This window comes from Pseudomonas sp. FSL R10-1339, assembly GCF_009600545.1.
Lineage (GTDB): Bacteria > Pseudomonadota > Gammaproteobacteria > Pseudomonadales > Pseudomonadaceae > Aquipseudomonas > Aquipseudomonas bubulae.
The window spans coordinates 1-20,222 of record NZ_WIVQ01000007.1; the positions used below are offsets into that span (position 1 = coordinate 1).

At 56.7% G+C, this 20,222-nt stretch carries 17 protein-coding genes, 1 other RNA gene and 1 pseudogene; 2 read left to right on the forward strand and 17 right to left on the reverse strand.

The annotated features are described in order from the left end of the window. Positions 1-76: 76 nt before the first annotated feature. A pseudogene (locus tag GHO03_RS25075) lies at positions 77-232 on the reverse strand (integrase arm-type DNA-binding domain-containing protein); the annotation flags it as partial. Positions 233-1,031: 799 nt separating this feature from the next. Here GHO03_RS25075 and GHO03_RS04080 point away from each other — a divergent pair. Continuing rightward, positions 1,032-2,222 (forward strand): integrase arm-type DNA-binding domain-containing protein, encoded by a 1,191-nt coding sequence (locus GHO03_RS04080; protein ID WP_153399223.1) that lies wholly within the window; start codon positions 1,032-1,034, stop codon positions 2,220-2,222. A gap of 1,341 nt (positions 2,223-3,563) precedes the next feature. Here the strand turns inward: GHO03_RS04080 and GHO03_RS25490 are convergent. After that, positions 3,564-5,210 (reverse strand): glycoside hydrolase family 19 protein, encoded by a 1,647-nt coding sequence (locus GHO03_RS25490; protein WP_178110287.1) that lies wholly within the window; start codon positions 5,208-5,210, stop codon positions 3,564-3,566. Positions 5,211-5,497: 287 nt separating this feature from the next. Here GHO03_RS25490 and GHO03_RS04090 point away from each other — a divergent pair, with 287 nt between their 5' ends. Then, complete coding sequence (locus tag GHO03_RS04090) at positions 5,498-5,653, forward strand: hypothetical protein (protein WP_153399227.1); 156 nt, start codon at positions 5,498-5,500, stop codon at positions 5,651-5,653. A gap of 359 nt (positions 5,654-6,012) precedes the next feature. On the opposite strand, the gene GHO03_RS04095 is transcribed toward GHO03_RS04090, so the two are convergent. From GHO03_RS04095 to GHO03_RS04160, 15 genes are all read right to left on the reverse strand, one after another. Beyond that, entirely contained in the window at positions 6,013-6,375 is a 363-nt protein-coding gene (locus GHO03_RS04095) for a hypothetical protein (RefSeq protein ID WP_153399228.1), read from the reverse strand. Further along, entirely contained in the window at positions 6,372-8,249 is a 1,878-nt protein-coding gene (locus GHO03_RS04100; protein ID WP_256668399.1) for a DUF927 domain-containing protein, read from the reverse strand. The genes GHO03_RS04095 and GHO03_RS04100 overlap by 4 nt, the downstream gene beginning before the upstream one ends. After that, positions 8,239-9,114 (reverse strand): toprim domain-containing protein, encoded by an 876-nt coding sequence (locus tag GHO03_RS04105; protein ID WP_153399230.1) that lies wholly within the window; start codon positions 9,112-9,114, stop codon positions 8,239-8,241. Before GHO03_RS04105 ends, GHO03_RS04100 begins: the two co-directional genes overlap by 11 nt. Further along, the gene (locus GHO03_RS04110; protein WP_153399232.1) at positions 9,111-9,389 is read right to left on the reverse strand and encodes a hypothetical protein; all 279 of its coding nucleotides are present in this window, start codon (positions 9,387-9,389) and stop codon (positions 9,111-9,113) included. Before GHO03_RS04110 ends, GHO03_RS04105 begins: the two co-directional genes overlap by 4 nt. A gap of 87 nt (positions 9,390-9,476) precedes the next feature. Continuing rightward, a complete protein-coding gene (locus GHO03_RS04115) occupies positions 9,477-9,740 on the reverse strand; it encodes a hypothetical protein (RefSeq protein WP_153399234.1) in 264 nt (87 codons plus the stop codon). 136 nt (positions 9,741-9,876) lie between these two features. Continuing rightward, on the reverse strand, positions 9,877-10,044 hold the full coding sequence (locus GHO03_RS25080) for a hypothetical protein (protein WP_178110288.1): 168 nt from the start codon (positions 10,042-10,044) through the stop codon (positions 9,877-9,879). A gap of 287 nt (positions 10,045-10,331) precedes the next feature. Further along, the gene (locus tag GHO03_RS04120) at positions 10,332-10,805 is read right to left on the reverse strand and encodes a Rha family transcriptional regulator (protein WP_153399236.1); all 474 of its coding nucleotides are present in this window, start codon (positions 10,803-10,805) and stop codon (positions 10,332-10,334) included. A gap of 371 nt (positions 10,806-11,176) precedes the next feature. Next, the gene (locus GHO03_RS04125; protein ID WP_153399238.1) at positions 11,177-11,854 is read right to left on the reverse strand and encodes a hypothetical protein; all 678 of its coding nucleotides are present in this window, start codon (positions 11,852-11,854) and stop codon (positions 11,177-11,179) included. A 165-nt stretch (positions 11,855-12,019) separates the two neighbouring features. Next, on the reverse strand, positions 12,020-13,258 hold the full coding sequence (locus GHO03_RS04130) for a tyrosine-type recombinase/integrase (protein ID WP_372241705.1): 1,239 nt from the start codon (positions 13,256-13,258) through the stop codon (positions 12,020-12,022). Between the two features lie 164 nt (positions 13,259-13,422). Beyond that, positions 13,423-13,814, reverse strand: a transfer-messenger RNA (tmRNA) gene (ssrA, locus tag GHO03_RS04135). Between the two features lie 73 nt (positions 13,815-13,887). After that, positions 13,888-14,169 (reverse strand): hypothetical protein, encoded by a 282-nt coding sequence (locus GHO03_RS04140; protein ID WP_095002535.1) that lies wholly within the window; start codon positions 14,167-14,169, stop codon positions 13,888-13,890. A gap of 262 nt (positions 14,170-14,431) precedes the next feature. Further along, a complete protein-coding gene (locus tag GHO03_RS04145) occupies positions 14,432-17,239 on the reverse strand; it encodes an FAD-binding and (Fe-S)-binding domain-containing protein (protein ID WP_153399242.1) in 2,808 nt (935 codons plus the stop codon). Then, positions 17,236-17,907: an LUD domain-containing protein gene (locus GHO03_RS04150; RefSeq protein WP_095002537.1), complete on the reverse strand. Its 672-nt coding sequence runs from the start codon at positions 17,905-17,907 to the stop codon at positions 17,236-17,238. Before GHO03_RS04150 ends, GHO03_RS04145 begins: the two co-directional genes overlap by 4 nt. Further along, positions 17,904-19,364, reverse strand: a complete 1,461-nt coding sequence (locus tag GHO03_RS04155; protein WP_153399244.1) for a LutB/LldF family L-lactate oxidation iron-sulfur protein — start codon at positions 19,362-19,364, stop codon at positions 17,904-17,906. The genes GHO03_RS04150 and GHO03_RS04155 overlap by 4 nt, the downstream gene beginning before the upstream one ends. Beyond that, a complete protein-coding gene (locus tag GHO03_RS04160) occupies positions 19,361-20,185 on the reverse strand; it encodes a (Fe-S)-binding protein (RefSeq protein WP_153399246.1) in 825 nt (274 codons plus the stop codon). Before GHO03_RS04160 ends, GHO03_RS04155 begins: the two co-directional genes overlap by 4 nt. Positions 20,186-20,222: the final 37 nt, after the last annotated feature.

Here is a 20,222-nt window from a genome sequence, read left to right on the forward strand (position 1 = left end):
TCAGCTGTCACCGGTAGAGTTTGAAAAGCGTTACGCAGCGAGCCTGGAGAGTGTCTAGGAAACCCGGGGCGATTCAGGTTAACGGCTCGCGGTAATTAAAATTCCACATCATCGAGCCGCTGGCGCGTACTCGAAGCTGCAAGCCATCGCCGTCGCTGAGGACAAAGTCTTTACCAGTTGCCTTAACTGCCTTGAGCTGGCGATCAGAGAGGCGGGTTGCGTTAGTAGGCATGGGGGCTACCTCCAGCACCGTTTTGGTATCCTGAAAATAGCACCTGGTAGCCCGGGATACCACCTGGGATACCAAAGTGCCTGGAACTCAGAAAACTTCCAAAGCCCACAATAGCCCTGAAATCCCCGTATTTGCTGGATTTCAGGCACAAAAAAAGACGTCCTTGGACGTCTTTAGATGTAAAAGTGGTGGAGCCGGGGCCGTTTGAACTGGTCGGTGATGTTCTAGTAATCATTGGGCTTGGCGCGCCGCTAGAGATCAAGGCATACACAGGGGCATACATGCTGCTGGTTGCTGCGCCGTGTCAGGCAATAAAATTGAGCAGTGATGAGTGTTAGTAAGGCCATAACCTCAAGTCACATTCCAGCAACAGAACGCACCGACGGTGGTTGGAATCCTAATAGAGCATCTGAACCGAAGCGATTGCCGTGTCTTGGGCTCCCGCTCCCCGACGGGAAAAGTGACCTTAGCAAAAATTAGCAACTTTGGGACATAGGGTTCAACCATTCTCGGCCAGCAAAAGCGGGGCTTTGGCCGCAATACTCACGCCTTTGTACGTGGCTAATCTTAGCAATCTGTTCGTTGTTTTCTGGCATCACCTGAAAACAAAAGGTGGTGCCAGAGACGGACTCGAACTATTAGCTTCGGATTGCTGTTTATATGGGCTTGGTCGGTGGTGAGTATGATATCTGCTGAAAAATCTACTCGCTTTAAGAATATTGCTACGTTCTTCGAGTTATTTAAATCAAAACGCTATCGCTGCAAATTACAAAATCGCGCATAAAAGGTAAGCCACAACATGGCTCTCACTCAGAAAACTGTTCAGAACATCACTCTGCCGGCGACCTACCAAGATAAAAATGGTTTGGCGCTGCGAGTGACAAAAACCGGCTCTAAATCTTGGATCTTTCGATACCAGAAAGACGGGCATCGTCACGATATGGGATTGGGATCATTCCCACTCGTGTCGTTGGCGGATGCGCGAGCCGCCTGCCTGGAACTGCGGGTAAAGATCAACAGCGGAATTGATCCGCTGGCTGAGAAACACCAGAAAGCGAAACAGACCATCACCTTTCAAGATGAGGCGCTAGAACGAATTGAGCACTACAAACACGAGTGGTCGACAAAGCACGCCGCTCAGTGGTTCAGTTCGCTACGCGATCATGTATTCCCCAAAATAGGCCTAATGCCCGTCAACGAGGTAGACGCTGATGCGGTTATGTCTGTGCTTGAGCCTATTTGGCGTGAAATGCCAGAGTCGGCGCGCCGCGTGCGAAACCGCATAGAGCTGGTGCTCGACTTCGCAAAGACGCGTGGCAACCGCTTCGAAGATAACCCGGCACGCTGGCGCGGACATCTACAAAATATTCTGTCGGGCATAACCCCCGAAGTCGAACACCTTGAATCTATGCCCTACTCCCGAATGCCTGCCTTTATGGAGAAGTTAGAGGGAGATATCACCCGTGCGGCGCGCTGCCTACAATTCGTGATATTGACAGCTTGCCGCAGCGGCGAAGCGATGGGCGCAAGGTGGGATGAAATCGACTTCGAAACCAAGATGTGGAGCATCCCCGCCGAGCGCATGAAAAGCCGTCAACCCCACCAGATCCCATTAAGTGACGCCGCCATGGGGGTATTGAAAGACGTTCATACAAGAGGTCGAAGTGACTTAATTTTTCCGAATAGATCGCTTAAAGCCATCATGGCTAACAACTCTCTGCGCCGCGTTCTGACTCGATATGATGAAACTGCAACCCCGCACGGGTTCCGCTCAACCTTCCGTATGTGGGCAGTCGAGAAAACTAAGTTTCCAGATGAGATTTGCGAGATTGCTCTATCACATTCTGTAGGCACCGCGACTACTCGATCCTACAGCAGAGGCAACCTGCTAGAGCGCCGTCGCTCACTTATGGATAAATGGGCCAACTTCGTTATGGAGTGCAGTAATCCGCCGAAAACGAAGGGGAAAGACATTTCTATAGATGAATGAAAAAGGTCGGGGTTTTAGTCTCCTGCCTCTAATTTATTGTCTACATCGTAGGGCGAGAAAATTAGCATTGGGGCTCACTGACAGGCTGTCACCGCTGCCAATAGTTTGATTTCGTAGGCTTGATGTTGGAGACGTTCAGCCAGCAAGACCCGCACCTTTACCTCAAGAGGGTCGGTCTTTATTTATGCATCGATTGTTGGGCGATGACTCAGATTTATACTGTCGGATGAGTGGTCCGATTCTGTCTATGGGGATTGAGCCTGAATTGGCTCGATTGCCCGGCTCATCACTTTAGGGGATTGATCCGCTGGATGGATCGGATTTGAGCCAACAGGCATTTGCGGAGTTACCGGGGCCGTACGGTCACTCAGTAGCAGCACCAGGGTCAGAAGCACAAAGGCTGCAATCATGGGGAATGATCCTAACCACAACGCGATACGGCGTCGGTGTTGGTCTTCGTTCATCTGTGCTGACTCTTGCAGCTCGATAGCTGCCATACGACAAGAATGTCACCAATGTAGCGCCAGCCCACGAAAAGCTCGCACAAAATTGCAGTCTGACCATCCCTCTGATGGGGGAAAAACGACCTTAACAAACCTTAACAGCCTAGCAGCATACGATTAGGCCGCTTTTGACCAGAAAATCCGGGCTTTTACCGGTAATTCGGCGTATTTGTAGGTGGGTGAGGTTAACCAATTTGTTCACCTTGCGATTTTGCGCAAGTTAGCCTGATGGGAAAAGGACGTTAGCAAATGTTAACAATCTGCTTGCACCCGTTTGAGCCCTGCTTCGGTCTTGCACGGGTAGCCAGCATGCCGGTAGGCCCGGCCCCGTTATAGCTCACAAACCACAGGTCTACACGGGCATAAAGTCCTTTGAAAGCCTTTAAATCAAAGGTTTTTTGCTATTTCAGAGCCAGCCTTTTCGGACTCATTATCTGAGCATATCCACAGTCGCGGTGCTGGTTAGCAGTCTTCAAACTTTCAGTTTCTCCACTTGTATATACCGCGTTTTTTTCAGCCATTGCGACGGGATTTTGGTAGGTGAATTCTTGCTGACGTTAACAACACGCGGTTTTGCCGATTTATGAACACACTTGGCCGCATTGGAAGGAATTGGTTGTCCCCGGTTCGGTGGTTTTTCCGTCTCTGTCCTGTACGACATCCAACAACCTCATGGCGTGATAAGTTCGCTATCAGCCACGGTAAAAAGGCCAACTTCCTGCGCTTTACGTTAAAAAAATAGCCCGCATCGGCGGGCCATTTGTTTGAGCATAGACCATGGTAGCCGCCCCAACCGCTATCAACCCTATTGGAGGGCGGTTTGCAGTCTACGGGCGAGCTATATGCCCATCCCTACGCCTCCACTGGAGACGTGGGCAATCTGCCTGTCTTCCACGTTCTGACTGAGCGGTACCGACATATGAATGGTCTGATTACCGGCTGTCTTGCTGGGCGCCATCAGTGGCTTTTCGACTACTGGCATGGTTGGAAACTTGACCAGTGATGCGTCTGGTGCAGGAGCTGCATAGCTTGGCGCGATCATCGTGCTGGCGCTAACCGGCTTGAGAGACGCCATGCTCATGGCCGGTATAGCCGGGGCCATTACGCCCACCGGCTGAGTACTTGATAGGCCAGACGCCACAGAGGGACTTGGACCTATCGGCATAACGCCTAAAGGTGGACTACCCCTGACTGCTGACATGGTACTGGCCAGCGCCGCATTGGCCGCGTACGGGGCTTGCACCTTGCCCTGATCGGCTCGCCGGGTGGGTGTCAGGTCGCCAGCTTTCGCCTGAGCCAGATAACCGTCATATTTAGCCTGTACGTCGGCTAGGCCATTGGTACCGCCATTCGTGAGTTTGCGTGCACGCACAACATCGCCGGTCATCGCGGCTCTGTTAGCGCCTGACCCCTTCCAATGCTGTACAGCGATTTGTGCGGAGTACTTAGGGTCCATGGCTAGGTCTGGGTTATTCACCAAGTCGATGCCCAGCGCTTTTCCCATGGACTCGTACTGAGCTTTACCAGTCAGTTGTATGGCTCCCCGCCCCCGGTATTTGTACCCATCGCCCGTCGCGGTGTTTCCCATACGGCTGCCATAAACCTTATTGGCTATAGCCTCCGGGTGACCCATGTCAGCTCTAGCAGCCTCGGCGGTCTTGTAATATTTCGGGAACACTTCCTGTAGGCGCTTGGCGCTGTAGTTCAATTTTTCCTCGCTCTCTGTGAACCCGCTCGACTCAACATCGACGTTGGCCATAAGCATGGCTTTCGACTTCTGGTCAGTGATCCCACCTGCGTCCATCGCCTTTATCAGTTCGGCCTTGCGCCCATCAGAACCTTCAGAGCCAAGACGCCCGGAGGATTTTTTGTAGAGTACATTTTGAACTGCGTCCTTGACCGACGTGGCCTTGTCGCCCACGTAGTCCTTAGCTGTCTGAATGGTGTCCTTGATGCCCAGCACGACATCCACGGCCTTACTGAATGCCTCCTTGATACTGTCGGTCATTCCGCTCAGGAGTTTGACGCCTGTGGCTACCATGCCATCCCAAGCCTTAGTGATCGATGTCAGGTCAAAGGTAGATAGCCAATTCCCGACCATCCCCCCTAGTTGGTCACCAATCACTGCCCCAGCTATGGCGCCAGCAGGACCACCAAGCATCCCAAGCACACCACCAACTAGACCTCCGACGCTACTGCCTACGTTGCCATAACGCTTTGTCTTGTTCTCTTGAGGCGTCAGGTTCGGATCATCACCGGCCATTAAGTCACTGGCCAGCAGCCCCCCACCAATCAGCGCCCCAATGAAAGGGATCTTTTTTAGAATCCCCTTGAGCAGCCCACCGCCAGCCCCGCCAGCACCAACCCCGAATAACGAGCCAAGCCCTTTAACAAGCCCAGTAATCCCCGTCAGTGCTCCCAGTGCCTTAATCGGCGCCATGATCATGCCGAGCATAGATAGCAAGGCCGTCATGATCAGGCCCATACCACCACCGCCCCCACCACCTGGCGCTCTTAGGGCGTTCCAGATGCGGCGGTACCAGCTTACATTCTCACGCTGGTTTTTCTGTTCAGGCCGTCGACCAATGCCGAACATGCGCCCCATGGGCCTGAGGACACCCATAATTGGCTGGAAAATGCCGCCAATCTCTTTTACTGCCTGGACAGTTGGATCGATACCATCAGCCCCAGACGCCAAGGCCCCAGCCGCACCTTTCAAGCTCGCGGCAGCATCCCCCATAGCCTCGGTAGCGCGATTGCTGGATCCGGGCCGTGATGGACTGTTATCAGGGGGCGCGCCATCCTGGCCAGGCGGCACAGGGTTGCGTGGGCGCCATCGTCCGCTCTCATCACGGCCATGGTCTGGACTTTGCGGGCCAGCGGGCGCCGGCGGGGCTGGAGGTATCGGCGCCGGACTGGGCGGTCTAGGCGCAGGACTTGGTGGCGGAACCGGTGGCGCAGGCCTAGGCCGTAGTGCTGGCCCTGACGACGGGTGCGGGGCGGGAGGACGTGGGGGGTTAGATAATGCGTTGGCAATCGACGATAGCTGCGAAAGGGTTGAAGCCGTGTCCCTCTGAATTGCCTTAAGTACCTCGATTTCTCGGCCCATCTGGTCGAGAGCTTCCTTCATCGTCGCCGTTAGGAAGCCATCAGAGTCGGAAGGAAGGATGCTCATTTAGAACCCTCCGAAAACTTGACGCACAAGGTCGATGCTTTTGACCAGGACACCGGATACCTTCTCGGTTTCCACTTCCTCTGGTGCTGGCTCAAGTATTGGCAAGTCGGGCTCATAGCACCACCCAGCCCGGTTTTTTCACAAGAACATGTTCCTGTGAATCAAAAAACACCGGCAACAGTGGCAACATCGGCAACAGCCCCGTTTTCCGAGGCCTCCAGTCATTGCCAATTTGGTGATTTTGTTGCCAGCGTATTTTTAGTGGCAACAGTGATAACCACAAGTTGCAGTAGGAAAACGCCCATATATTGAAACGTAGGTGTGTGTTGCCAGTTGTTGCCACTTTTTTTATAGGGTGGCAACGGCTACAGGCCATGCCCCGCAAGGCTGTTGCCGGTGTTGCCACTGTTGCCAGTGACTTTATGTTCATGTGAACTTTGGCATTCTGGGTAAGTGGAGTTTGGGGGGCGGTCATGAGCCACCACCTTCCATGTCCATTGCTTCTTGGTCGACGACATATAGACGATGTTGCCCGCCACCAGGCAGTCGGTAGTTCTTCGTATTCCGTCCGTTGTCACGACGCGTCAGAGCGCTAGACGCCTCTAATGCCTTGATAACACGATTAAATCCGTAGCCGTGCGCGGCCTCGATCAGTGCCGGTTTGTTGAATAGGTACAGCCGCTTCCCCATTGATAATTCCCAGAACCCGGCTCGGTTATGTACCTTAGTGTCGGGCGTTTGGTCGTTCACATTGGAGAATCGGCTATCGCCGTGCCTGGCTATGAAGTCGCTAACGCTAGATAGGATTTGCCGGTCTTCGGCATTGCCGCTGCCTACTCGACTCAGCCACTCGCTATAGAGCAACTGGCAGTCAGCAAGGGCACTGCCTGGCGTCCAGGGCAAAAGGCCGTAGGTAATAGCCATTTCCCCTGCCAGCGCAATGACGGCGAAGCGATCCGCCACCCGTCCGGCTTGTGCGTTGTCCTCGATGAACTTGGCGCGAATACCGGCGAAATCTTCCAGCAGGCCGGGGCGGTCATCACTGGCGAGCAGCTTTTCCACGAAGGCTGGCCCGATGTGCCCATGGTGGGCGCTGACAGCGACAGTCAGAAGGCGGTGGAAATCGGCGCCCGCCAAGCCATGCAACTCGTCGAAGGCACGGTGGGTACGAGTACCGGCGTTCACGTCCACCATGCGTAATTCAGCGCCAGCGTGGGCCGCATTACCGCCGATGGCTGCGTGCTCAGATAGGGAGCGTTCACCACTCGACAGCGCCAGCAGGCGCCACGACAGTTTTGCCCTACCTTCACGCTCGCGAGTCATGGTGCCTTTGCCCTGGCCATTGGCGAGTGAGTAGGCCATTTCCTGTACGCGCTTTGGGTCGGCCCGCTTGATCTCGTCTAGAGGTAGCATGGTGTCATTACGACTCGATGCTTCGATTTCCAAACCGCCTTTAGTCATATCCCACGACGCCGCGAATATTCCAGGATCGCCCCATACGGACGAGCCAATCAGTTGCGCCAGCGACTTGCCGCTAGAGCTGTCGCCCACCAGGTGAACACCGCCACCCAGGACGCCCACTAGACTCAGCAACGGGCCAGCTAGAGCGCAGCCAATCGCCAAGGTCAGTACCGGGTTGCCCTCGCACTTGGCCGCGACTTCGGCTTTCCAGCCCACCAGATCACCGCGAAGGCTGAATAGGTTTTGTCCCTTACCGCTGGCCTGATAACGCACCTTGTCACTGCCGAGGGCGCGGCCTGGCAGCACAAAGGCGCCCGACTCATGCCAGCCGGGACGGCAAGTGGTAGCAAGCACTTGGTCAGGACGTTGGTCTAGTAGGTATTCCATGAATGCTCCACGTTTCTTGAGTGCGATGATTACGCCCATACCGAACAATTGGCGCCTTGCGTCCTCACCACTGCCGCCGAACACCTCCATGGGTATGATCCACTCCTTAATGCCGGTCTCCGTCACCAGTCGCAGTAAACGGCCTTCGCTGCCATCGTCGCTATTGGTTGTCCGGGCTACTACGCTCACGGGGCTGGCGATAAACTCGTCAGTGATGGGGCGATCTGTTTTGTCGTCGTCGGTCTCATCATCTGCGGTGGTGCGTTTAAAGCCGTGCCAGTACACACCGGGTCGCAGCGGGCGGGCTTTCTCATTTTTCACCCAGTATTCATACACGCCCCAGCAAGGGCGCACAGGTGCAATCTTCGGGGGTTCACAGGTCAGAAACTTGGACGAGGCCTTTGCCGCTTGGCTTGCGGTTGTTTTTGCCGTATCGGTGCCGTCAGTTGCCCCAGCCGTGCCGCCTAGGTCAACCGTTTGGCTGGTTACGTTATGTGGCATGGTCGATTTCCCAGCGGTACAGATCGTTGAAGTCAGTCAGGGTGTCGGGGGCACTGTTCGGCCAGTCGGGAAACGCCACCAGTCCACCCACTGCAATGGCGGCGGCATTGGCGGCGGTGCGTCCGGGATTGCCCTCGGTGCGCCGGTCGTCGTCTCCCGCAATGATAATTTCGATGTTGCAGTGTTCGGCTTTAAGCACAAGCGCCACTGGTTTTAGATTCCCTGCATTCAGCGCGCACGCGACGGTGTAGCCGATTTCGTGAAGCGTTGCGCTCGTGGCCCAGCCTTCACAAATGCACAGCGGCTTGCCTGGCGTGATGCGACCCAGCAGTGAATAGGTGCCCTTCACCCGGCCACCGAACAGGAAGCGCTTACCACCGTCCGGAGCGATCCGTTGCAGGTTGGCCAGCACGCCATCGGCATACAGCGGCACCAGCAACTCGTCACCACGCTGGCGCAAGCTGTGCGCCAGAACTCCCTTGGCGATTAAATAGGCATGGTCAGTATCGGCGGGGTGGGCATCACGCCACCAGCGTTGAGCAAGGCTCGCGGTTTTGAGCTGGCGCACTTGTTGCTCGGCTTCGCGCTGGCGGCTGGCCTGCTCAATGCGCTGGCGTACCTGTTCGGCTTCACGATAGTCAACGGGTGATCGACTGCTCCAAACGCTGGAACCATTCGTTTTCCAACTGCCGAACGCGCCGGACGCGATGCCGTCCAGGTACAGCACGTACCAGCCGTTAAGCGTACCGGCCTTGTCGTCAGGCACGTGGAAACGATGAATTGCACCGTCTGGCACGGGAAGCCAATCAAGCGGGCCATAGGCTGACTGGAGCACGTCACGGAAAAGGATCGTCGAGTCGGTCATGCGACCCCCTTGGCAGCGCCAGCAAAGGCCCGGCAAACTTGGCCGTTGTTAACACCGTGCCAGCAGGTGAAATCGTCGATTGAATCGACTAGGTAGGCAGTCACCATGGTATCGGTGCTGTGCATCACGACACGCCCGCACTCGGCGTCGGCCTCAGTCAAGAATGGCCCTAGCAATGCTTTGGCGCCCTTCGGATGGGGGATGTACCAGAGTTCGAGGACTTTCTTCAGGCAAGCCTTCGGCATTCCCGCTTTTTTGCAGGTTGTTTTGATCATTGTGGTTATTCCGTTACGAGGCTTTTGGTGCTACTCGCCCGAGCGTCGTTAGACAGACTGGAGCGCGTCACGAAAAGATTTGCTGCGTCACTCACTGGCCCTCGAAGGATCAACTCGGTCGATTAAGGCCTTAAATTCTTCGATGATTTCCGATAGCCAGCCCGCCCGTCCTGGGCACTTCTCTAGGTCGTGAAAATCGCTAAGCTCAGAGTAGGCCTCAATCAGCAGGGCGAAGCTATCGTCGTCAATGGCTGGCGCTGTGGGAGCGCTGGCATCGTCGTAATCTCCCTGCGTATTGTTGGTGCTGGCACACGCATATGGATTGCCATTTAAAGGCTTTACGCTACCCATGATGACAACTCCAGATTGTGGTTGATGGACGAGTTACAACCGGGTGTCGTCGTGGCAATCAAGGCGCACGAACTGCGTTTTGTAACGCCGCAGCCGAAATAGGCCACGCTCAGAAAAGGCACCAACAGCGACCAGTTCACTTTGCACCGCCTTGCACTTCCAAGGCGCGAACAATGGTCATGTGGTCGTTGTAGCGCTTGAGTCGAACGGATAGGGATGAGTCGGCGCGAAGTGCGCTCAAGGCCATGCGGCGGTGAGCAAGGGCGCGGATTTTGGACGGATTGAGGCTGAGGATGTGTTGCATGGGTACAGCTCCTTTTGCTGAGGAGCTACCGGCATCACTTGGCGATGATAGGCGGTAGCACTGTGCGGGCCGCCAAGATCGGCGCAAAAGGAAGCCGATAGGGCCGAGGCCCTCCCACACAGCGCCACCATAAAACGCAGACGAAAAAAAACTCCGCGACGATAGGTGGGAGCTTGTGCTCCTTTTACTTTCCGGGCTTGGCGTCCCGTGCGCTGAATTTGCAGCGACGGGCGCACCATACCGATTGTGGGAATGCATGGCAAGGGGCGGGAAGGTCTGGGCGATGTTCATGGAGATACACCTTTCAGTTCGAGGGGGAGCTTCAGTTGCTCCCTCAAGTGGGCAACGTGCTGCTGCATGCGGGGCTTTTGGTAGCGCCAACGAGCCAGCCGCCTACCGCTCTGGCTCGCTTCTTTCCTTGCAGCCTCAAGAGTCTGGTAAGCATGCCCGTATCGGGCTTCGCAGAATGCCGTTATCAGGTCTGCTTTCAGCTCGACCACAACATCACTGTTGCGCGAGAGGGACAGCAGGAAGTAGCACTGATCCTCGTTGAGCAGCACGAACCGTTCCGGCCTACCACCAACAGTACCGGCCCCAGGTTTCTCCGTTTGAAACGGAACAACCCCAAACCGCTCAAACTTGCTGAGGTATCGCTCGATCAGGCCAAGCGTGTTCTTGGGCTTAACGCCCAGTTGCTCGGCTAGTACGCGACTATCCACGCGGGGTTCATCCCTGATGAGAGTCAACCTGACTGGGTTCATGTGGCAATCCTCCGCTGGTGCTTGCTCTGTTGCTCATCGTCGAAGGAAGTGATGGGGGCGTTCGCGGTGTCGCGTGCTTCGATCTTGGATTGGAGCCACGATTGAATTTCTGACACTACAAAGTAGGACGCGGCTTGGCGGGTGGTGCTGTCCTTGAGAGGACGCGGAAAGGTTGTGTCTTTTTTGCGGAGCTTATCCAGCCCTGAGCGGGACAAGTCGAGCCAGTCGCAAAGCGCTGTCTGGCGAATTAATGCTTTGCTGGGGGGATCACTAGGATGCATATAGACCTCTCTGTAAGTGAGGCAATGTTCCTACTGAAGGTATCCTCCCCCGCAAGTGTCCCTCTATCCCCTTTTTTCGGAGGGGATACCTCACGTTAGCTCTAAGATTTCCCTGCTGGCGCGTAGCCGCTCCCAGGTATTGTCGAAGGATTTTTCCGTGAAAAGATTTCTACGGTTTAGTGCTGCTTTTCTGACATCCGATTTTACCCACGGTAAACCCGGCTGGCGTGGAGGAAGGGCCTTTGGGTTGTAACCGAGATCTATCAGTATCTCGATGACAGCTTGGGCTTGGCGATATGTCTTTCTTTTGGGCTTTTCCTGTACCTGGAGTGGTTCCGATATGCCAATCGTGGGATTTTTTTCTATGAGGGGAGCGGGTAGCGGGTTACTAAATTCCTCAGTCTTGGATTCAAACTCAAGCAAGTCGCTGGATTGAATAACCCAGTAAGCCGTTTCTGGGAGGGTACGAGTACCAATCATTACTACTTTTCCAGGTACATCGGTGTTGAACACGAAGCCACCCAGAATTTCGCTGCTTTCAAGATCTCCATTTTTGTTCAGTAGGAGTGTCTCCGGCGTGGATAGCAGGTCGAACTCCCCTTTTATGCCTGGGTATAAGGGGAATGGTTCTAAGGCAATATGTTCGGGGATCCCGGTGAGTGTTTCGGTTGTTCCTATTGTGGCGGGTACGGGGTAGGGAAAGCGCGCTGCGATTTTTAGACGCCCTTCAAGAGCTAGCCACAATAGATCCGTCTCGGTGACATTCATGTCTGGGCTCTTGTTCAGATACTTTGCGGCATCCGCTAGCGTCAGCCAACGCTTGTACTTTACTAGCCAGCTCAAAGCAGTGGCCTCGCGCACATTTGCACTTTTGAATAAAGCATTAGTATCTCGGTGGATGATTGCGGCTTATCCACTTGACTGACCGAAAGTTTATGCACGTTTTAGCTCAACCACGTTGTTGGCGGCCAGCTTGTCTAGATGATCGGCATACCACTGCATCATGGTCGTGCGCTGAGCCAGGTATTGAGCTTTGTTGTACACCCCGGCAATCCCATCTTTGACGTGCGATAGTTGAGCTTCAATGTGGTTTTCGTCGAAGCCGTGTTCGTTAAGGATCGTGCTGGCGATGTGTCTGAACCCGTGGCCGGTCTGCCGACCTTCGTAGCCAAGTCGGCGTAGGGCCATCAGGAAGACGGTATTGGATCGCGGCTTAGTGGTGTCGCTGCGGCCAGGGAATAGCAGCAAATAAGACCCTGTGAGGCTGTGCAGATCGCGCAGCAGTTCGACGGCTTGGCGTGGTAGGGGAACCACATGCTCACGACGACGCTTCATTCGTTCAGCGGGAACGGTCCACAGACAACCATCTAGATCGAACTCAGACCAGCGGGCCTCGCGCAACTCAGACGGTCGGCAAGCGAGCATAGACAAAAGGTGCAGACCCATACGAACGTCTACTGCACTTGGGTACGCTCTGATCGCTCGCAACAGAGGCGGCAGTTCGTCAATTGAGACATGGGCATAGTTTTCGGCGGGCTTGGTCAGCAGAAACTTGTGCAGGCCTTCAAGCGGGTTGTGAGTGGCGCGTCCGGTAACACGGGCCAGGTCGTAAATTTCCCGACACATGCCGCGTACCCGGCTGGTCTGCTCGATAATGCCTGTCTGCTCCTTGCCGCGCAGGAACTCCATCCACTCCATCGGCAGAATGCCTTGATAGGGGCGCTTACCAAAGACCGGGAACACATGAAGTTCCAAGGCGCCGATGGTCCGGGTTGCCGTGCCGTCACTCCAGCCTTTGCGCTTGTTGGCGTACCACTCGCGAGCCAGATGCTCGAACGTATTGTTTGCGGCTTCAAGCTCGGAGGCTTTTTTTGCTCGCTGAGTGGCAAGCATGCTGCCGTCTTTTGCTGTGCCGTCGCGCAATTCTGCTGCCTTTTGGCGCGCCTGCTCGCCGGTTAACTGGTGGCTACCCTTGCCGTAACCTCCCAATCCTAACCAAGACCATTTGCCATCGGCTTTTTTGTAGCGCAGCTCCCAAGACTTCTGTCCGGTCGGCTTAACTCGCAGATAAAGACCGGCACCATCCAGCTCCCGGTAGGTGCTGGCCTCGGGCTCAAGGCTGGCCAAGGTTGTATCTGCCATCGGACGGCGCTTTATCTCCGAGCGTTTCACTGTGTATGCCTCAGTTTCAAATATTCCGCGAGCATACAAGGAGGCATACACAGAGTGCAATGCTGTACGGGGGCATTCAGATACACCCAGACACAAGAAAGCCCGCGCAGGGCGGGCTTCTTGGGGTGTTTCCGATCATGTGGGAACATGTGGAAACTGGTATTTGGTGGAGCCGGGGGGATTTGAACCCCCGTCCGCCAGTACTCCGCTGTCGGTACTACATGCTTAGCCGTTTCTATTAAGTTAACCCTCAGCGACCCGAAGGGCAGGGTGCTTTGGGCGAGTTGTGTAAGTTTTAGCCGATTCGTCCACAACGTACTGCACGGCGATCCTGTTCTATATGACAATCACTTCAGGTTTACAGGCATCCCCTAGTGATTGCTGGACCCGAAGGTACCAGGAGGATGGCTAAGGCAGCTTACGCTGCGAGAGCTTGACCCTCGTAGGTTTCGTCATTGGCAACTATAAGTAGTTGCAACAGTGGATTTACGAGTTCTGTTACCAACTCGGCATGCACCTAGAGTTTCGCAACCGGCGTCGAATCCTAAACGGCCCCGATGCCTGCTGTGTATAACCAGCAAGCTAGCGGAGTCTACGCCTTTCTCACGCAGAAGGCCAACTCAAAGGGGTTACTCACCACCTTTGTTGTTGTTGGCAATGTCCTGGAGCACCTGGGTGGTCAGTGAAACGCAGGCCTGAGTGCCTTCTTTGGTGCCTTTGGACTGTTCTTCCTTGGCCTGGGCGACGGTGCTGTCGATGTTGTCTTGTAAGTCGGAGCTGATTTCGCCAGAGCTGGCTACGGCGTCGTTGATCTTTTGCAGGTTGATCTGGCAAAGGTCGTCTGCCGCAAACACCGGGGAGGCCAACATCACTGCGGATATAAACAGACCAGCAAGAGCGGTACGCTTCATGGGGAAAACTCCTTGTGCACAGGGTAGGCCCGGTGTTTCCAGGCTCGGTTTTATGCCCCAAACATTGGGGCCTTAAGCCAATTGACTATAGCCACGCTCGGGAGTTCTGCCTGGGTCAGGCCATTAATTTCAGGTTTTTTTTGTGCCCTAAAGTAGAGCGAATATTTGATTTTGTGGGAGCGGGCTTGCTCGCGATGGCATCGACGCGGTGTATGGGTCACACCGCAGCGATCCTGTCGCGAGCAAGCCCGCTCCCACATTTTCAGGCCTGGGCGCTGGTGACGCGGTCTACCAGGTACACCAGGCCGTGATAGTCGATCCCGCCATGCTGGCTCAAGCCAATCTCACAGGTTCGGCTGGTGGAGATCCCTTCGCTGCAATATTGCACCGCGTCTTTCAAAGTGCGCAGTGAGTGGGCGTTCAGCTCCGGGGTGGTAAAGCCTTTGTCACCGGCAAAGCCGCAGCAATGGATACCCTCGGGGATCACCACGTCGGTGCTGCACAGCCGCGCAATATCGATCAGGGCCTGGCTTTCGCCCAGGTGCTGGGTGCTGCAGGTGACATGCACGGCAATCGGTGCGGTTTGCGGGGTAAAGGTCAACTTGTCCACAAGGTGGGTGCGGATAAAGCGGACCGGGTCGTACAGGTCGAGGCGACTTTCCCCCAGGTCCTGCACCAGGCGCAGGGTGCAGGGGCTGGTGTCGCAGTAGATCGGGTCAAGCCCGCCACGGCTGGCCTGCAGCAGTGCGCCGATCAGTTCCTGGCGCTTGTGTTCGGCCTGTTCGTTGTAACCTTTCGACGCAAACGGCTGGCCGCAGCACAGACTGTCCATATTGTCGGGGAACACCACCTGGTAACCGGCTTTTTCCAGCAGGCCGCGGGTTTTGTCCAGCAACGACATTTGTTCTTTGTCTCCTGCCGCCGGGCCCATGACCCGCGACACGCAAGCCGCCAGGTACACCACCCGCGGGCGGGCATCCTTGACCGGCGGGGTAAAACGGATCGCCCGTTCCGGCTGGGGCATGGCGTTGGTCCACAATGGCACGCGGCCTTTGCTGGCCTTGCTCAGGGCCGATGAGAGTTTTGCCAGTCGCGGCGCCCCCAGCAGCATGCGCGCACCATTGGCCACGTGCAGGGTAAAACGTGCCCCCTGCAGTGCTGTGGTGAAGTGACTGGCCAGCCAGTCAGCCGTTTTCACACTGTCAGCGCTGCGTGCCCGGAGTTTTTTCACCAGTTCGCCGGTATTGATGCCCACCGGGCAGCGTTGCGCGCATAAACCGGTGGCTGCGCAGGTATTAATGCCTTGATAGGCGTAGGCTTTTTCCAGCTCTGTGGTGTCGATGCCGGCGCGTTGCCTGGCCTGGATATCGCGCCAGATCACAATCCGCTGGCGTGGACTCAGGGTCAGCCCCTTGGACGGGCACACCGGTTCGCAAAAACCGCACTCGATGCACTTATCCACAATCTCGTCCGCCGCAGGCATTGGCTTGAGGTGCTTGAGGTGGATATGCGGGTCTTCGCTAAGCACCACGTCGGGGTTGAGAATGCCCTGCGGGTCGAGCAAACGCTTGAGCGTCCACATCAACTGGTAGGCGTCGCTGCCCCATTCCAGCTCGACAAAGGGCGCCATATTGCGCCCGGTGCCGTGTTCGGCCTTGAGCGAACCGCCAAACTCCACGGCCACCAGTTGCGCCACGTCATCCATAAAGGCCTGGTAGCGCGCCACTTCCTCGGGGTTGTTGAAACCCTGGGTAAAGACGAAGTGCAGGTTGCCCTCCAGCGCATGGCCAAACAGGATCGCTTCGTCGTAGTGGTGCTTGTCGAACAGCTCGATCAGGCGGTTGACGCCGATGGCCAGTTGTTCAACGGGGAAGGTCACGTCTTCGATGATCACCGTGGTGCCGGTTTTGCGCACCGCCCCGACGGCCGGGAAGGTGTCTTTGCGGATCGCCCACAGCTTGGCGTTTTCTTTAGGGTCTTCGGTGAAGTCGACCTGTTTTTCAACCGGGAAGTCGACCAGCGAGGCCATGATTTGCGCCAGTTGTTCGTGCAGCAAGGTCTGGGATGCTGCGCGGGACTCGATCAATAGCGCGCAGGCATTGGCCGACAATTGTTGTACGAAAGCCGGCATGCCGGGTTTGTCCTGCACCGAACGCAGGCTGCGACGGTCGAGCAGTTCCACGGCAGACACGGGCTGGCTTTTAAGCACGGTGACGGCGTTGCAGCAGGTCTCGACATCCGGGAACACGATCAGCGCCGAAGCCTTGTTCGGGTGGTCGATCACGGTGTCGTAGGTCACCGCGCTGATAAAGCCCAGGGTACCTTCGCTGCCCACCAGCAGGTGGCTGAGGATATCCAGCGGGTCGTCGAAATCCACCAGGGCATTAAGGGACAGGCCTGTGGTGTTTTTCAGACGGTATTTGTGGCGGATTTTTGCAGCCAGTTCAGCGTTGGCGCGGGTTTCGCGAGCCAACGTCCCCAACTGCTCGAGCAATGGCCCGTGGCTTTGGCGAAAGGCGGCGATGTTGGCGGCATCTTCGGTGTCGACCCGGGTACCGTCGGCCAGCACTACGCGCAGGCCCGCCAGGGTGTGGTAGGTGTTTTGCGCGGTGCCGCAACACATGCCGCTGGCATTATTGGCGACGATGCCGCCAATTTTGCAGGCGTTGATCGATGCCGGGTCTGGGCCAATCTTGCGTCCGAACGGGGCCAGCCAGGCGTTGGCCTGGGCGCCGATCACTCCCGGTTGCAGGCGGATTTGCCTGCCCTGGCCGCGGATTTCCTTGCCGTTCCAGTTGTCGCCGAGCACGATCAGCACCGAGTCGCTGATGGCCTGGCCAGAGAGGCTGGTGCCCGCTGCGCGAAAGGTCACCGATACCTGATCGCGACGGGCCAGGCGCAGCAGCTCCACCACTTCATCTTCGGACTCGACGCGAATCACCAGCTTGGGGATCAGTCGGTAAAAGCTCGCATCGGTGCCGAACGCCAGGGTCGACAGCGCATCGGTAAAACGGCGGTCCTGGGGGATCAGTCGCTCGGCATCACGCATAAACGCGGCGGGCAGGCTCATGCATCCTCCAGAATCAGCACGATCAGGTCTTTGGGACCGTGGGCGCCGTAGGCCAGCACTTGCTCGATATCGGCGGTTTTCGACGGGCCGGACACCAGTAACGCATTGGTCGGCATGCCGGCGGTCCAGTTCATTTCACGCTGCACCTGATAAAAGTTGTCGCGGATTTCGCTGGCCTTAAGCAGGGCAAAATGCACCGGCGGCACCAGGCTCATCAGCCGTGGTTCTTCCGGGGTTGGCCACATGATCAGGCTGCCGGTGGCAGCAATTGCCCCCAGGGTGGTGGTGAGGCTGGCCGGTGTATCGTTGAACAGTTCGGCTTTCCACGCTTCTACCGGCCGGTCGTAGGCTTTAAGTGCTGGCAACCCGGGGTTTTGTGCCCAGTGTTCGCTGACCTTTTGCCCGTGCGCTGTAGTCGGTGCGATCAGCAGGCTTGGCAACTGACGGTCGGTGACCAATTGCGCGAGCAATGCAGGCCAGCCTTGCTCGGTACTGAGGTGGATTTCAGTGTGGACCGCTTCCATCAGCTTGCGCAGTTGCGGGATACGTTGCTCCGGGGTGTAGGTCCAGGGCTCTGTGACTAGCACTTCGTCAAAATTGTCAGGCACCGGTGTGGTGCCCGTCAGGCTTTTACGCAGTTTATTGAGGATGTTTTGCTTGGCGCTCATCGTGTTTCTCCCGACTTTTTCGCCAGATGCTCGCGGGCCATATCGTGCAGCGAACGGGCGGCGGGTTTGGGCGCGCTGTGGTTTTGCGTCCACGGGCCTACCTTGCTCGGCGTCAGGGCGCGCAGACGGGTAGCGGCTTTCAGGAAGGTGCGGTAAAGCGCGGGTGAGCTGTTGAGCTTGGCCCACATATTCCAGATCAGGCGCTCTTTACGCGAATACTTGCTGCCCTGACCACGCATGATGCGCGGTACGGTATTGGGGGCTTTGACGTTTTCTTCACGCAGGCGCCGCAGCAGGGCCGGGATCGGGATTTTTACCGGGCACACTTCGCCACAGGCACCGCACAGCGATGAGGCGCTCGGGTGATCCGGGACTTTGTTCAAGCCCACCATATGTGGCGTGATGATTGCGCCAATCGGGCCGGGATACACCTCACCGTAGGCATGACCGCCAATGCGGGTGTAAACCGGGCAGTGGTTCATGCAGGCACCGCAGCGAATGCAGTTGAGTGTCTGGCGCAATTCGCTGTCGGCAAACGCCTGGCTGCGACCGTTATCGAGCAGCACCAGGTGCACTTCTTCAGGGCCGTCCAGCTCGCCGGGTTTGCGTGGGCCGGAAATCATATTGACGTAGGTGGTGATGGGCTGGCCAAGGGCCGAGCGGGTCAGCAGGGACACCAGCGGTACAACGTCGCGCAGGTTCTCGACCACTTTCTCGATGCCGGTAACGGCAATATGCACAGGCGGCACCGTGGTCGACATACGCCCGTTGCCTTCGTTTTCCACCAGCAGCAGGGTGCCGGTTTCAGCAACGGCAAAGTTGACGCCAGACACGCCGATGTCCGCTTCAAAGAATTTCTGGCGCAGTACGCGGCGGCCGATCTGGATCAGTTGATCCACGTCTTTGGTGTATTCCACGCCGAGTTTTTCGTGAAACAGGTCGGCCACTTGCCCGGCGTTCTTATGGATCGCGGGCATGATGATGTGGGAGGGCTTTTCGTTGTCGAGTTGAACAATATATTCGCCCATGTCGGACTCAAGGCATTCAATGCCCTGGGCGCCGAGTACGTGGTTCATCTCCATCTCTTCGCTGACCATCGACTTGCCTTTGATCACCTGTTTGGCGGCGCGCCGGCGGGCGATGGACATGACGATTTGATTGGCTTCGTCGACGGTTTCAGCCCAATGAACCTGCACGCCATTACGGGTCAGGTTGGCTTCCAGTCGTTCCAGCAGGTCAGGCAACTTGGACAGGGCGCGGGCGCGGATGGCGTTGCCCAGAGCGCGCAAGTGCTCGCGCTCATGGGCGTCGCTGAAGGCAACAGCGCGCTTGGTCATCAGAGAATCCATTGCACTGCGGAAGTTGTTTCGCAGTTGCTTGTCACCCAGGGCTTCGTGGGCGCGCTCGCGGAAGTCTTCTTCGACCGCGACGGTAGGGATCAGGGTGCTGGCGCTCATTGGCCACCTCCGGTGCGCTGCCACAGGAAACTGGCCAGATGCTGGCCGCGCAGTGATGCCTTCTGTTTTTCCAGCGAACCGTTGATGTTCATCAGGCAGCCGCAATCGGCGGTGAGCACTTGATGGGCGCCGGTATCAATCAGGGAGCGGGTTTTGTCAGCGACCATGGCGCCGGAAATATCCGGCATGCGTACGCTGAAGGTCCCGCCAAAACCGCAGCATTCACTTTCGTGGCTGTGGTCGATGCGCTCCACATTGCCCAGTTGCGCGAGCATTTCGCGGCCGTGCAGGTGGGTGTTCATTTCGCGGCGGGCCGAGCAGGAGGTGTGCAGTGCGACCTTGACCGGGGCGCCGTGGTCCTTGAAGCGGACCTTGCACACAAATAGCAAAAATTCGGTGAGTTCAAAGGTGCGTTCAGCCAGGGCGTGAACCTTTTTCAGGGTGTCGGGCTCGTCCTTGAACAGGTCTTCATAGTGTTCGCGCAGCATGCCGGCGCAGGAGCCGGAAGGCACGACGACCGGGTAGTCTTCGGCGAACAGGGCCAGTTGCGCACGGGCCACTTCCCGGGCTTGCTCGGTGTAACCCGAGGTATAGGCCGGTTGACCACAGCAGCTCTGGCCTTGGGGATAATCGACGTCGATACCTTCGCGCTCGATCAGGTGGATGGCGTCCATCCCGGCCTCGGGGAAGAACAGATCGACCACGCAGGTGCCGAACAGGTAGACCTTGCGCGGTTTTTGCGCGGGGTATTGGCGGGGTACAGGCAAGGGCGGGGCGACACGGGTCGCATTCGGCACGGCGTTGTAAAAAAGCTCGCTCATCAGGCGTCTCCGGGTGGTCCCGGTTATGTGTCCACCG

Excerpts from the sequence above, each read along its gene's own strand:
- GHO03_RS04140 (WP_095002535.1), bottom strand. The coding sequence starts at position 14,169 with ATGAAGCGTACCGCTCTTGCTGGTCTGTTTATATCCGCAGTGATGTTG.
- GHO03_RS04160 (WP_153399246.1), bottom strand. The coding sequence starts at position 20,185 with ATGAGCGAGCTTTTTTACAACGCCGTGCCGAATGCGACCCGTGTCGCC.
- GHO03_RS04145 (WP_153399242.1), bottom strand. The coding sequence starts at position 17,239 with ATGAGCCTGCCCGCCGCGTTTATGCGTGATGCCGAGCGACTGATCCCC.
- GHO03_RS04155 (WP_153399244.1), bottom strand. The coding sequence starts at position 19,364 with ATGAGCGCCAGCACCCTGATCCCTACCGTCGCGGTCGAAGAAGACTTC.
- GHO03_RS04080 (WP_153399223.1), top strand. The coding sequence starts at position 1,032 with ATGGCTCTCACTCAGAAAACTGTTCAGAACATCACTCTGCCGGCGACC.
- GHO03_RS04095 (WP_153399228.1), bottom strand. The coding sequence starts at position 6,375 with ATGACCGCCCCCCAAACTCCACTTACCCAGAATGCCAAAGTTCACATG.
- GHO03_RS25490 (WP_178110287.1), bottom strand. The coding sequence starts at position 5,210 with ATGGGCCTGATCATGACGGCCTTGCTATCTATGCTCGGCATGATCATG.
- GHO03_RS04115 (WP_153399234.1), bottom strand. The coding sequence starts at position 9,740 with ATGGGTAGCGTAAAGCCTTTAAATGGCAATCCATATGCGTGTGCCAGC.
- GHO03_RS04100 (WP_256668399.1), bottom strand. The coding sequence starts at position 8,249 with ATGCCACATAACGTAACCAGCCAAACGGTTGACCTAGGCGGCACGGCT.
- GHO03_RS04105 (WP_153399230.1), bottom strand. The coding sequence starts at position 9,114 with ATGACCGACTCGACGATCCTTTTCCGTGACGTGCTCCAGTCAGCCTAT.
- GHO03_RS04120 (WP_153399236.1), bottom strand. The coding sequence starts at position 10,805 with ATGAACCCAGTCAGGTTGACTCTCATCAGGGATGAACCCCGCGTGGAT.
- GHO03_RS25080 (WP_178110288.1), bottom strand. The coding sequence starts at position 10,044 with ATGCAACACATCCTCAGCCTCAATCCGTCCAAAATCCGCGCCCTTGCT.
- GHO03_RS04125 (WP_153399238.1), bottom strand. The coding sequence starts at position 11,854 with ATGAATGTCACCGAGACGGATCTATTGTGGCTAGCTCTTGAAGGGCGT.
- GHO03_RS04110 (WP_153399232.1), bottom strand. The coding sequence starts at position 9,389 with ATGATCAAAACAACCTGCAAAAAAGCGGGAATGCCGAAGGCTTGCCTG.
- GHO03_RS04150 (WP_095002537.1), bottom strand. The coding sequence starts at position 17,907 with ATGAGCGCCAAGCAAAACATCCTCAATAAACTGCGTAAAAGCCTGACG.